This window comes from Salipiger bermudensis, assembly GCF_019801965.1.
In the GTDB taxonomy this organism is placed as follows: domain Bacteria; phylum Pseudomonadota; class Alphaproteobacteria; order Rhodobacterales; family Rhodobacteraceae; genus Salipiger; species Salipiger bermudensis_A.
On sequence record NZ_JAHVIA010000007.1, the window covers coordinates 247,394 to 259,638 of the forward strand.

Annotated in this window: 10 protein-coding genes; 6 read left to right on the forward strand and 4 right to left on the reverse strand. The window is 66.5% G+C overall.

Annotated elements, in window-relative coordinates; genetic code table 11:
* Positions 1 to 17 precede the first annotated feature (17 nt).
* Complete coding sequence (locus KUV62_RS16880) at positions 18 to 2,264, reverse strand: molybdopterin-dependent oxidoreductase (protein ID WP_222604899.1); 2,247 nt, start codon at positions 2,262 to 2,264, stop codon at positions 18 to 20.
* A gap of 294 nt (positions 2,265 to 2,558) precedes the next feature.
* Between KUV62_RS16880 and KUV62_RS16885 the strand changes: the two genes are divergently transcribed.
* From KUV62_RS16885 to KUV62_RS16895, 3 genes are all read left to right on the forward strand, one after another.
* Positions 2,559 to 5,462, forward strand: coding sequence for a hypothetical protein (locus KUV62_RS16885; RefSeq protein ID WP_222604900.1), 2,904 nt, complete (start codon positions 2,559 to 2,561; stop codon positions 5,460 to 5,462).
* 305 nt (positions 5,463 to 5,767) lie between these two features.
* Complete coding sequence (pth, locus tag KUV62_RS16890; protein WP_222605006.1) at positions 5,768 to 6,484, forward strand: aminoacyl-tRNA hydrolase; 717 nt, start codon at positions 5,768 to 5,770, stop codon at positions 6,482 to 6,484.
* An 82-nt stretch (positions 6,485 to 6,566) separates the two neighbouring features.
* On the forward strand, positions 6,567 to 6,938 hold the full coding sequence (locus tag KUV62_RS16895) for a DUF2237 family protein (RefSeq protein WP_222604901.1): 372 nt from the start codon (positions 6,567 to 6,569) through the stop codon (positions 6,936 to 6,938).
* Positions 6,939 to 7,076: 138 nt separating this feature from the next.
* On the opposite strand, the gene KUV62_RS16900 is transcribed toward KUV62_RS16895, so the two are convergent.
* The 3 genes from KUV62_RS16900 to KUV62_RS16910 form a co-directional block, all read right to left on the reverse strand.
* A complete protein-coding gene (locus tag KUV62_RS16900; protein WP_222604902.1) occupies positions 7,077 to 7,961 on the reverse strand; it encodes a DMT family transporter in 885 nt (294 codons plus the stop codon).
* Positions 7,958 to 9,016, reverse strand: a complete 1,059-nt coding sequence (locus KUV62_RS16905; RefSeq protein WP_222604903.1) for a DUF6902 family protein — start codon at positions 9,014 to 9,016, stop codon at positions 7,958 to 7,960. The genes KUV62_RS16900 and KUV62_RS16905 overlap by 4 nt, the downstream gene beginning before the upstream one ends.
* An 85-nt stretch (positions 9,017 to 9,101) precedes the next feature.
* Complete coding sequence (locus tag KUV62_RS16910; protein ID WP_222604904.1) at positions 9,102 to 9,869, reverse strand: DUF6749 family protein; 768 nt, start codon at positions 9,867 to 9,869, stop codon at positions 9,102 to 9,104.
* A gap of 319 nt (positions 9,870 to 10,188) precedes the next feature.
* Between KUV62_RS16910 and xth the strand changes: the two genes are divergently transcribed.
* From xth to grxD, 3 genes are all read left to right on the forward strand, one after another.
* Entirely contained in the window at positions 10,189 to 10,971 is a 783-nt protein-coding gene (xth, locus tag KUV62_RS16915; protein ID WP_222604905.1) for an exodeoxyribonuclease III, read from the forward strand.
* 91 nt (positions 10,972 to 11,062) lie between these two features.
* Complete coding sequence (locus tag KUV62_RS16920; protein ID WP_007799660.1) at positions 11,063 to 11,305, forward strand: BolA/IbaG family iron-sulfur metabolism protein; 243 nt, start codon at positions 11,063 to 11,065, stop codon at positions 11,303 to 11,305.
* Between the two features lie 130 nt (positions 11,306 to 11,435).
* On the forward strand, positions 11,436 to 11,798 hold the full coding sequence (gene grxD, locus KUV62_RS16925; protein WP_222604906.1) for a Grx4 family monothiol glutaredoxin: 363 nt from the start codon (positions 11,436 to 11,438) through the stop codon (positions 11,796 to 11,798).
* Positions 11,799 to 12,245: the final 447 nt, after the last annotated feature.

The window sequence follows — 12,245 nt, forward strand, 5'->3', positions numbered from 1 at the left end:
GCCGGCGCCCGCCAGGCTCACGCCTCGAGGCCAGACACCTCGACCAGCGCGGTATGGGCGCTGCAGCCCTGCCCCAGCTTCGAGGTGCCGATATCGGCGGTGAGCACGTTGGGATTGCCGTGCGGGTCGAGGTTCTCGCCGGGATCGCCGAACCATGCGCCGGTCGGCAGCGCCACCACACCGGGACGGATCTCGTCGCTGACCCGCGCCCGCGCCCGCACCGCGCCGCGCGCGTTGAACACCCGCACCAGATCGCCGCTGGCGATGCAACGCGCCGCGGCGTCCTCGGGATGCATCACCAGCGTCTCGGGGCGCGCGCCGGGGCGATCGGCCAGCGCCGCCTCGAGCTGGCTGTGCAGCTTGTCGCCGGGCTGCGGCGAGACGAGGTGCAGCGGCGCCTCCGCCCGCGCCGCGCCGAGCCATTCCGAGGGCGGCAGCCAGACCGGGTGGCCAGGGCAATCGGCGTAGCCGAAGCCGTCGATGGTCTCGGAGAAAATTTCCAGCCGGCCGGATGGTGTGCCCAGCGGCGCGCCGTCGGGATCGTCGCGGAAGCGGCGCAGGAAGCTCGGGTTGGGCCCCTCGTAGGTGATCGGCAGCTTCAGCCAATTGACCTCGCGCAGTTCGTCGAGACCCGGCACCTCGATGCCATCCTCGGCAGCATTGCGGCGATAGCCTTCGTAGAGCGTTTCGATCCATTCGGTGCTGGTCTTGCCCTCGGTATAGCTCTCAAGCGCGCCCATGCGGGCGGCGAGCCCGGCGAAGATGTCGTAATCGTCCCGCGCCTCGCCCACCGGCGGGATCATCGCCGGCATGTGGACGAGGTAGTCATCGAGCGGCGAGCGGCCGATATCCTCGCGCTCGTAAGGCGTGGTCGCCGGGAAGACGATGTCGGCGCGCTTGGCGGTGGGCGTCCACCACGGCTCGTTGACGAGGATGGTCTCGGGCTGCTGCCAGGCCTCGTGGAAGGCGTTGAGATCCTGGTGGTGGTGGAACGGGTTGCCGCCGGCCCAGTAGATCAGCCGGATGTCGGGATAGGGCTCGTTCCTGCCGTTGAAATCATAGGGCTGACCGGGATTGCGCAGCATGTCGGCGATGCGCGCCACCGGGATCACCTTGCCCACAGGGTTGACGCCTTGCGGCAGGGTCATGCCGCGCATCCGGCGAAACGCGTGCCCCACCCCGCCGATGGCGCCGTAGCCATAGCCGACCCCACCGCCCGGCAAGCCGATCTGGCCCAGCATCGCCGCCAGCACCGCCGACATCCAGTAGGGCTGCTCGCCATGCTCGCCGCGCTGGAGCGACCAGGCCACGGTGATCATCGTGCGGGTTGACGCCATGCGCCGGGCCAGGTCGCGGATCGCCTCGGGCGCGGCCCCGCAGAGCGGCGCGGCCCACTCGGGCGCCTTGGGCACCCCGTCGGTCTCGCCCAGAAGATAGGGGCGGAACCGGTCATAGCCGGTGGTGTAGCGGTCGAGATACGCTTGGTCCGCCAGCCCTTCGGTCTCGAGCACATGGGCCAGCGCCAGCATCAGGGCGGTGTCGGAGCCAGGCCTGACCGGCAGCCATTCGCAGCCCTCCGGCGCGTCGCCGCGCTGCGGGCCGATGTTGAGGCAATACATGCCCTTGGCGAGGAACCTGTCGATCCAGCCCTTGGTGCCATGCTCGGTCACCCCGCCCATGCTGACCTGGCTGTTCTTGGGATTGATGCCGCCGAACATCACCAGCGTCTCGGTCTCGGCGTGCAGGGTCTGCCAGTTTTCCTGGTGATCGTAGAGATGCGAGATGAAATCCCGCCCGAACACATGCGGCATGATCGCCTGCGCGCAGCCCGTGGAGTAGCTCCCGAACGAGGCGACATAACCGCCAACGCTGTTGAGGAAGCGGTGCACCTGGCTCTGGGCGTGGTGGAAGCGCCCGGCGGAAGACCAGCCGTAGGAGCCGCCGAAGATCGCCTCGTTGCCATGCGCGCGGCGCACCCGGTCGATCTCGGCCGCGGCAATGTCGAGCGCCTCGTCCCAGGGCAGCTCGACGAAGGGCTCGGTGCCGCGCCCGCCCCGCTTGCGCCCCTCGAGCCAGCCCTTGCGGATCGAGGGCCGCGCCACGCGGCTGCGGTGATGCACGGCAGCCGGGATCGCCTGCGGGATCTCGGGCGGGTTGGGGTCGGCGCCGAAGGGCCGCGCGGCGGTGATGCGGTCGCCCTCCACGTCGAGCTCGAAGGCCCCCCAATGGCTCGACGTGACCCGTGTGCGCTGCGGTCCGGACATCAGACACTCCCGATTTGAGAAAAAATTGTATCCGACGGTGCACCGGCGGGACAGACTCAGTGTCGACGAAAAAGCGGTTCCAGATCAAGGGCCTGAAAGCGGTCAGCTCCGCGATTTGCCCCGGCCGCGACCGCCCCGCCGCCATCACCCACCAAGTCCAACACATGCACGTTGACATATATCATGGCTTTCGCATGTGACTTTGTGGCCTAATTCAGTTGGGACGGCCAGGGGAAAGACCATGGGAAGGGTAATCCAAAGCGGTCCCGGGAGGAGCCTTTGGGAGACGGTACTATGGCAACCTTTAACTCGGCCCTGCACGTGTTTTCGGTCGATGACCTGACAGCGACGTTCAGCGGCATTCAATTTCCGGACTATCCTGAAATGCTCGACACCGCAGGTGCGGTGGTCGAGCCCTACGTAAGCCACGCGGGCACCATCCTGTATGGCATCGACAATGAATTCGGCTTCCATGTGACCGATTTCGTCGGCGCCGAGGAGAAGGAGCTCGACGGCGACTTTGCCGAAGGCTACGCGGGCAATATCTATGGCGAGGGCGGCGAGATCGTCGGCATCGCCGTGCGCAACGCGGAAACCGACCTGTTCCTGTCCGGTGCGCCCTTCGGCACATGGTCTCTGGGGCTCGGCGGCTCGACCGTGAAAGCCTCGACAGAGCACTACACCACCATGCAGGCGTTGCTGTCGGACCAGGCCTATCCCGGTGACGCAGACGCCATTGGCGGGCTCGACGACGATCTCAAGATGGCGGATCTCTATGTCGCCGGAGACGGCAGCCTGACCGAAGGTCCGCTGCACGACTTCTACGTCAAGGAAACCGTTGCGGCGCTTCAGGCGGCGATGGACAGCCCTGACCCGGCGCTCGACACCGTGCTTTCGGATGTCGATTTCGACCGCGACGGCACGCTCGACACCTATCGCCTGACCAAGACCACCGTCGATTTCGACAGCGACGGCGACGGCGTCCCCGAGGCGATCACCGTCGGCGCGGTGGATATCGGCAATGACGGTTCGCTCGACGTGGTCGACAGCTTCCTCAACGGCTACGGCGGCGAGGCCGACCTGACCGACCTGCTCGAGCCCAACGAGTCCAGCGTCACCTACAATATTGCCTACGGGCAGGATTACTCGGTGACCCTGAAGGACGATGGCAAGCTGCTCTATCGCTGGGGCGAGGCGGTGAAACGGCCCAATGACGTCCGCATGGAGGTCAATATCGACCTGCCAGAGGAATGGACCGTCGACGAGGATGGCAACGGCATCGCCGACAGCCTCGAGGATGCCTCCGGCGGCTTCGTGGTGACCAAGGCCGAGCTGATCGTGACCCACACGATCACCAACAACCCCAACGACCAGATCCGGCCGGAGGATTACGAGAACGAGGCCGCGATCGGCCGGCTTCCGTCCTACTATATCGTGACGGATCCCGACGATCCCGACAACGAGCTCTGGGTTTCCCCGGTCGACACGTTCAACGGTCTTGGCGACGCGCTGCCGAGCTACTTCGTGCTCGACGCGGATGGCGAGATCGACATGAGCGTGGTCGGCGGCACCGCGGTCTACAATCCCGACGGGGTGCTCGTGGGCTACCGCAACGAGGATGCCGAGGGCAACGCGGTCGGCACCGTGCTGCGTGACATGTCGCTGGTCGCGGCTGCCGCGGCGGCGGATCTCGACTTCAGCACCGCGGACCTTGCCGAGGGCTTCACCGACTCGTGGTACACCTCGACCGACCGCGAGCCGTTCGAGTGGTCCTATGACATGTACCCGGACGATCCCTATGCCAACGTGTTCGTCAGCTTCCGCGACGCCGATGCGGCTGCGGATGCCGGCTATACCGAGGACAGCCTCGTCTCCGGTCCGCGCTGGCGCCTGACCCCGAACAAGTTCGGGCAGGACCTTCCGGGCCTCGAGATCCCGCTGGAGCCCAACAGCGAACCGCCGTTCCAGAAGGACAACATCAAGTATGACACCGGCGAGCTGACCACCACGACGATCAACCTTCTCGACTGGGATGGCGACTCTCCGCTGGCCAACAGCACCGGCTGGATGGTGATCGACCCGACCCGCCTCGATGTCGATGCGGACGGGATCATCGACGACGGCTGGAGCGCGGTGAACGGCACCCTGGGCGCCGGTGACGCGATGCCCACGGGCCTGATCCTGTCGGCGGTGACGCCGAACGGCACGGTGCTCGAGCAAAACGTTTTCGACACGGCGATCTACGTGAAGGGCGACCGCCAGGACGCGGCCGATCTCTACGACATGCAGCTGGTGATCGAGTATGAGCCGAATGTCTACGAAGGCACGATCGGGTCTGTCCAGCAGGTCTCGGGCCTGAATCACGAGGAGATGACGGTCAACTTCCTCGGCGGCAGCTTTGCCAATGCCGTGGTCTTTGCAAGCCCCCTCAGCCGCAATGGCTGGCAGGCGGCAACGGTGGAGATCTCCGAGATCACCTCGACCAGCGCGACCATCCGGGTCGACGAACCGGACGGCTACGACGACTGGCACGTTGCCGAGCAGGTCAGCCTGGTGGCATTCGAAGAGGGTGTCTGGGAGATCGGAGACGGAAGCGTGCTCGAGGTGGGAACGACCGTCTTCGAGACTGGCCCGACCAACGTGTTCCAGACGGTCGAGTTCCAAACCACCTTCTCGGAGGCTCCGGTGCTGATGCTCCAGATCCAGACCGCGAATGGCCCGGAATGGGAGATCGCCCGCGTCGGACAGGTGACCGAGACCGGTTTCACCTACCTCATCGAAGAGGAGGAAGGTCAGACCAACAATGACCACGGCAGAGAGTTGATCGGCTATGCCGCCATTGACGCCGCCGCCGCGGATGGCCTGATCGACTGGGACGGCGTCGCCGCACAGGCCTACCGGACCGGCCCGGTGGTCGACGATCAGCCGACGGCCTTCACCTTCGACGAGTCGCTCGGCACCGACCCGCTCGTGTCCGGGATCCTCAGCAGCTACCACGGCTGGGACACCGCGAACCTGCGTCTTGTCGACATGGAAGACGATGGCTCTGCCGCGACAGCCTATTTCATGGCGAGCGAAGAAAGGACGCTCGACAATGAAACAGAGCACAACCCGGAGGACGTGGCCGGCCTCGCCTTCGAAGGTGCGGCGGTGCTCTATGGGGAGACCTACGTGGTCGACGAGATGATCTTCGTCTAAAGACCACGCCAAGGCGAACAGAGGGCGGTGCGTTCGCGCCGCCCTCTGTCTTTTCGGGGAACTCTTGGCCTGTCGCGACATGCCTGGCCGGCACGATGCCACGAATGCGAATATACACGCATCCATGCTCAGCGCCTCGTTGCGCTTCTCGAAGCGACTGAACGCTCCGCCCCGCATCCCCGCCCACGCGACTTGGCCTGCCGGCCACTCCACGAAGGGCACGCCCGCACCACGAGGGAGCCGCTTCCGGGTTGTAGAGGGGGCCCTGCCCGCCCTATCTAGAGGCGGAACAGATGGAGGTGCGTGTGCAGATCTTCGTGGGGCTGGGCAATCCCGGCGGCAAATACGCCAGGAACCGGCACAATATCGGCTTCATGGCGCTCGACCGGATCGCAGAGGATCACGGCTTCGGGCCGTGGCGCGCGCGGTTCCAGGGCGAGGTCAGCGAGGGCCGGCTCGGCGGTGACAAGGTGCTCCTGCTCAAGCCCGGCACCTTCATGAACCTCTCCGGCCAGGCGGTCGGCGAAGCGATGCGCTTCTTCAAGCTCGAGCCCGCCGACGTCACCGTGTTCCACGACGAGCTCGATCTCGCGCCCGGAAAGTGCCGGGTGAAGTCGGGCGGCGGACACGCGGGGCATAACGGGCTGCGCTCGATCCACGCCCATATCGGCGAGGCCTATGACCGGGTGCGCCTCGGCATCGGCCATCCCGGCCGCAAGGATCTGGTGGCAGCCTATGTGCTGCACGATTTCCACAAGGCCGACGAGGATTGGCTCGACGACCTGCTGCGCGGCATCTCCGATGGTGCCGACGCATTGGCGCGGGGGGACACCGGCAAGTTCCAGAACGCCGTGGCGCTGCGGGTCAACCCGCCGCGCTCCTCGGGCGGCAAGCAGGAGAAGCCTGCGCCGCAAGCTGCCAAGCCCGGGCAAGCCAAGCCGAAGGCCGAGGGGGCGCAAGAGCGCATGCCCCGGCCCGACGACCGCTCGCCCCTGCAGAAGCTCGCCGACAAGTTCCGCTAGAGCGCGGCTGACGGCGCCGTGACCGCGCGGCGCTGGACAGCGCCTGCGCGGTTTGCCACGCTGCCCGAGAGGGAGACGCGCAATGCTTGAAAAGGATCAGGCGATCAACGTGCTGGGCGGGCCGCTCTCGCCCTGCTCGATGGCGCCGCTCACCGGCTACTTCCGGGACGGCCACTGCAACACCTGCGCGCAGGACACCGGCAGCCACACGGTCTGCGCGGTGATGACCGCCGAGTTCCTCGCCTACTCGGCTTACGTCGGCAACGATCTCTCGACGCCCCGGCCGGAGTTCCACTTCCCCGGCCTCAGGCCCGGCGACCCGTGGTGCCTCTGCGCCGCGCGCTTTCTGCAGGCCCATGACGAGGGCTGCGCCCCCAAGGTCTCGCTCGAAGCCACCCACATGCGCGCGCTCGAGATCGTGCCGCTCGGGGTGCTGCAGAGCCACGCAGCCTGAGCGACGCGCCTGGGCCGTTGGCCCCGAGCTCTTCGCCTCAGCCCCTGAGCCAGTCGCAACGCCCCTGCCCCCGAAACGTGAACCGCCCCGCGGCGGCCAAGCGCTGCGGGGCGGTCTCGTGTCTTTATATGGGAGCGGTCAGGCGCGGGCCGAGCTGCGGCGCTCCTGAGTCACCGCCTCGTCGAAGATCAGCCACAGCCCCGAGCCAACAACCAGCGTCACGCCGAGCATCGTGCCCACGGCCGGGATCTCGCCGAAGCCAAACCAGCCGATCACCACCATCCAGACGAATTGCAGGTTCATCAGCGGCGTCGCCACGTAGGCCGGCAGCAGGCGCAGCGCCTCGACCGAAAGCCAGCGGGCGGCGAAGAGGAACACCGCGTAGGTCAGCACCCAGCCCAGATCCGAAAGCGGCATCGGCTGCCAGACGAAGGGCAGTGCCACGCCCATGCTCAGCATCAGCGCGAGGTTCGGCCAGAAAACCTGCGCCAGCGGCACGCGCTCGATGCGGGCGATGTAGCGCGCGGCGATCATCGAACCGGTGCCCGAGAAGGCGGCGAACAGCGCCCAGAGATGGCCCGGATCGAGCGAGAGCTCGCCCGCCGGCATCACGAAGAGCAGACCGCCCGCGCCGAGCAGCAGCGCCATCCAGACCGCCGGCCGCACCGGCTCGCCGAGCGCCGGGCCCGACATCGCGGCGGCGATCAGCGGCACCAGCGCGATGAACAGGAAGACATCGGCGAAGGGAAGCAGGCGGAAGGCCTGGAAGAAGCCGATGGCCGAAAGCACGGTCAGCAGCGAGCGCAGCGCCATGGCGCCGCGGCAGGTGGTGCGCAGGGTCTCGCCGTTCTTGCGCGAGGCGCCGAGCGACATCAGCAGCACCAGCCCCGCCGACAGCGCGAAGAGCTGCGGCGCGGCGTAGCCACCGGCGATGAGCTTGGTGATGCCATCCGCCGCCGCGATGGCACCGGTGTAGAGCGCGACAAGGGCGGCGCCGACGATGGCTGTTCGTGTCCCGTTCATGCGTTGCCTGCCCGGGCGAAGCCCTCGAAGAATGCGTCAAACCGAGGCGAATGATCGGCCAGCTGATCAACCACGTCAAGAGTCTGCGGCGACAGCCGCGCCCCCATGCGCTCACGCATCCCGGCCCAGTCGGCGCTGCGGGCAGAGCCTTCGGCAAAGAGCGCCTCGGAGAGCTCGCGCAGCGGTGCGACACGCTGGGCACGCTGGAAGCGCATCCGCCCGCCGACCAGCGGCTTGTTGAACGGCTTGCCGCCGATCACCGAGGCGTGCCAGTTGCAGACGAGGAAATCGTGGTAATCGTCGGCGATCGAGAGGGTCTCGCCGCTTTCGACGCTGAAGAGATGGGTCTCGCGGTCGAGCCAGATCGTCCAGAGCGGTGGCGGCACCTCGCCGGCATAGCGCAGGGCGATGCAGATCTCGGCCAGCAGATCGGAGTTCTGGTCGAGATAGGCCAGGTTGCCGGCGAAGTAGAGGCTGTTGATCGCCTCCTCGTCGAGCCCGGGATCCTGGCGACCGTATTCGCTGAGGTAGAAGACGATGTGGGTGAGCTCGTAGGCGGCCTTCTTGTTGGGCAGCGCGAAGGTCTGCGAGCGGGCGCAGAAGGCGCGCAGCCGGTCGGCCAGCCCCTCGTCGTCTTCGCTGACATGGCCGCGGCGGGCCAGAAGGCGGCGGGCTTCCATGCGCTGAAGGTCCGACAGCTCGGCATCGGCAAAGCCCTGGCGCGCGGCGCGCTCGGTGAGCTTGGCGCCGGTGTCGCCCTCCATGCCCAGATCCTCGAGATCGAGGGTGAGCGAGAGCAGGAAGCGGTAGTATTGCGGGAAGAAGGCCATGCGGTCTTCGACCGATTTGTAGAACCCGCGCAGCGGCGCGAGTGCGGCCCGGGGCACGTAGGTCCCGGTGCATTCCAGGATGTTGAGAAGCTCTGCGTTCTCCTTCAGCCAGAACACGTCATCCTCGCGCCGCCGGTTGGTGGCGAAGCTCTTCACGAGCGCTGCGACTCCCGCATCCTGGGATGCGACGGGGGCCTTCGGGCGAAGTGCGATAACGTTGGTCATGACTGATTTCCCTGTGTCGTTCTGTTTCCGGCCGCACGCGGGCGTCTCATCCCCTCAAGACGCCCGCAGCGATGGCATCCTGGGCTTATGCGCAGGAGGTGAAGGAGCCGGTCACTTCACCGTTGACGGCGCGGGTGCCGCCGGGGGCTGCGCAGGAGGTGAACATCTCGACGGCGTCGCCGGAGATCGCCTCGGAGGCTTTCGGCTCGGCGCAGGAGGTGAACATGCCGGTGGCGTCGCCTGCATCGGCCGAGCTGGTGGTCGGGGTTGCGCAGGAGGTGAACATCTCCACCGCGTCGCCGGCATCGGTCGAGCTGGTGGTCGGCGCGGCGCAGGAGGTGACCATTTCGACGGCATCGCCGGTCAGGGTCTCGGAGGCCTTCGGCTCGGCACACGAGGTGAACAGGCCGGTGGCTTCGCCGGTGGCGACGGAGCCGGTGGTCGGGGTGGCACACGAGGTGAACAGGCCCACGACATCGCCGGTTGCGGTCGAGCTTGTGGTCGGTGCGGCGCAGGAGGTGAACATCTCGACGGCATCGCCGGTCAGCGCCTCGGTGGCCTTGGGCTCGGCGCAGGAGGTGTAGAGGCCGGTGGCTTCGCCGGTCGCGGTCGAGCCGGTCAGCGGCGTGGCGCAGGAGGTGTAGAGGCCGGTCGCCTCACCTGCGGCGAGTGCACCGGTGACCGGGGCGGCGCAGGAGGTGAACATATCCACAGCTTCGCCGGTCAGGGCGCTGCCGAAGCTCTCGGGTGCGGCGCAGGAGGTGAACATCGAGGCACCTTCCCCACCGAACATGTCGGCACCGAAGTCTTCGGTGATTTCTTCAATGATTTCATGCTGGAGTTGTGCAGACATGGGGTAACCCTTCCTTGTGTGGCGTTTCCGATTTGGCACGCTCAGGGTTTCCTCCAATGCATGTTTCTGGCAATATAGTTTCTTGTTAGGGTTGAATTATACACGAGTTATCCACATGCGAATTAAGACCTAAAAGACACAAAAAGAACACAATTCGAAGTTGTCCACAGGTGAATAATTTCTGTGGATAAGTTTTTGCGCCCTGTTGAAACCCCCTCCACCCACCCGAATCCGGGGCGAATCAATGGGCGGAAATCGGCCGCGGCCTTGCTCCCGCGCTCCGCTTCGGCGATAGCTTGCTCAAAATTCGGAGGGCCAAATGAAGATCGCCACCTTCAACATCAACGGCATCAAGGCGCGCATCGGCGCCCTGACCGACTGGCTCGACGAGGCCCAGCCCGACGTCGCGCTGCTCCAGGAGATCAAGTCGGTCGACGAGGCTTTTCCTCGCGAGCACTTCGAGGAGCGCGGCTACCAGGTCGAGACCCACGGCCAGAAGAGCTTCAACGGCGTCGCCATCCTGTCGAAGCTGCCGCTCGAGGATGTCACCCGCGGCCTGCCCGGCGATGACAGCGACGAGCAGGCGCGCTGGATCGAGGCGACGGTGATGGGCGATCACCACGCGGTGCGGCTCTGCGGCCTCTACCTGCCCAACGGCAACCCGGTGCCGGGCCCGAAATACGACTACAAGCTCGCCTGGATGGAGCGGCTCGAAGCCCGCGCCCGCGAGCTGCTGGCCAGCGAGATGCCGGCGCTGATGGCGGGCGACTACAATGTCATCCCGCAGGCCGAGGACGCCGCCAAGCCCGAGGCCTGGACCGAGGACGCGCTCTACCTGCCGCAGACCCGCGCCGCCTTCCGCCGCATCCTGAACCTCGGCTTCACCGAGGCCTTCCGCGCCCGCACCCAGGGGCCGGGCCATTATTCCTTCTGGGATTACCAGGCCGGTGCCTGGCAGCGGAACAACGGCATCCGCATCGACCACCTGCTCCTGACTCCGCAGGCGGCGGACCTGATGACCGACGTGCAGATCGACCGCGACATCCGCGGCCGCGACAAGCCCTCCGATCACGTGCCGGTCTGGATCGACCTCGCCGCCTGATCCGGCCTCATCGCCCCCAAGCGCCTGCTTGCACCCGCTTCGCGCGGGGCTTACATCTTGTGGGAACGGACGACAGCGGAGACACGCCCCAATGGCCATTGAAGCGACGGAAATCGAACAGCTCATCCGAGCCGAGTTTCCCGATGCCCAGATCACCATCACCGACCTTGCCGGTGACGGAAACCACTACGCCGCCGAGGTGATCGACGAGAGCTTTCGTGGCAAGAACCGCGTCCAGCAGCAGCGCGCCGTCTATGCCGCCCTCAAGGGCAAGATGGACGGGGCGCATGGCGAGCTGCACGCGCTGGCGCTGACCACCAAGGCGCCGGACTGACCACGGACAAACGCCCGCGCCCGGCGCATCGCGCAGAGCCGCGATGATCCGGCCTGGGCTTGTGAAGATACCGGCCACGCGTCACGCGGGGCCAGCCGGTGCCACGGCGCCGCGCAGACAGGAGAGAGATATGACCGACGCGAAGACGATGATCGACGAGACGGTGAAGTCCAACACCGTGGTGCTCTACATGAAGGGCACCAAGACCATGCCGCAATGCGGCTTCTCGAGCCGGGTGGCCGGGGTGCTGAACTACATGGGCGTCGATTTCCACGATGTGAACGTGCTGGCCGATGACGCCATCCGTCAGGGCATCAAGGATTATTCCGACTGGCCGACGATCCCGCAGCTCTACGTCAAGGGCGAGTTCGTGGGCGGCTGCGACATCATCACCGAGATGACGCTCTCGGGCGAGCTCGACCAGCTCTTCGAGGCCAACGGCGTCGAGTACAACAAGGATGCCGCCGACAAGATCCGCGAAGCCAACGCGTGATCCGGCGGTTCGGGTTTTGAGATTTGGAAAGGCGGGCTCTCTGGCCCGCCTTTTCTTTTGAGGCGGTGCCGCTTGTGAGGTCGGACCATGGGGCGCCGCCGCGCTATCGCCAGCACCCGGGACGGCGCTCCACACCATGAACCCCTGGGGGTCTCCCCGAGCCAAGAGCGCCCTTGAAACTCAGCTCCCAGCACTACCAAGTCGCCAGCCCGCGCAAGCACACTTCGAACATAGACGCCGCCGCGCATCGCCGGTCCGCGGGCTGGCGATCCACACCCAGAATCCCTCGGTGCAGCCCGGCCACATCCGAAGGACCTCGAAGCTTGGGACCCAGCCCAGCCAAATCGCCGGCCCCGGGGGGCGGGTCATGCCGGAGGCATGCTTTCAGCATGACCGATGCGCGGCGGCCTACGGCCTTGTCCCGCGCTTGAAGCGTTCAAACGTGGC

Bases quoted from the DNA above. Each gene is read 5' to 3' on its own strand.
- KUV62_RS16880 (WP_222604899.1), bottom strand. From the start codon at position 2,264: ATGTCCGGACCGCAGCGCACACGGGTCACGTCGAGCCATTGGGGGGCC.
- KUV62_RS16885 (WP_222604900.1), top strand. From the start codon at position 2,559: ATGGCAACCTTTAACTCGGCCCTGCACGTGTTTTCGGTCGATGACCTG.
- KUV62_RS16895 (WP_222604901.1), top strand. From the start codon at position 6,567: ATGCTTGAAAAGGATCAGGCGATCAACGTGCTGGGCGGGCCGCTCTCG.
- KUV62_RS16900 (WP_222604902.1), bottom strand. From the start codon at position 7,961: ATGAACGGGACACGAACAGCCATCGTCGGCGCCGCCCTTGTCGCGCTC.
- KUV62_RS16905 (WP_222604903.1), bottom strand. From the start codon at position 9,016: ATGACCAACGTTATCGCACTTCGCCCGAAGGCCCCCGTCGCATCCCAG.
- KUV62_RS16910 (WP_222604904.1), bottom strand. From the start codon at position 9,869: ATGTCTGCACAACTCCAGCATGAAATCATTGAAGAAATCACCGAAGAC.
- xth (WP_222604905.1), top strand. From the start codon at position 10,189: ATGAAGATCGCCACCTTCAACATCAACGGCATCAAGGCGCGCATCGGC.
- KUV62_RS16920 (WP_007799660.1), top strand. From the start codon at position 11,063: ATGGCCATTGAAGCGACGGAAATCGAACAGCTCATCCGAGCCGAGTTT.
- grxD (WP_222604906.1), top strand. From the start codon at position 11,436: ATGACCGACGCGAAGACGATGATCGACGAGACGGTGAAGTCCAACACC.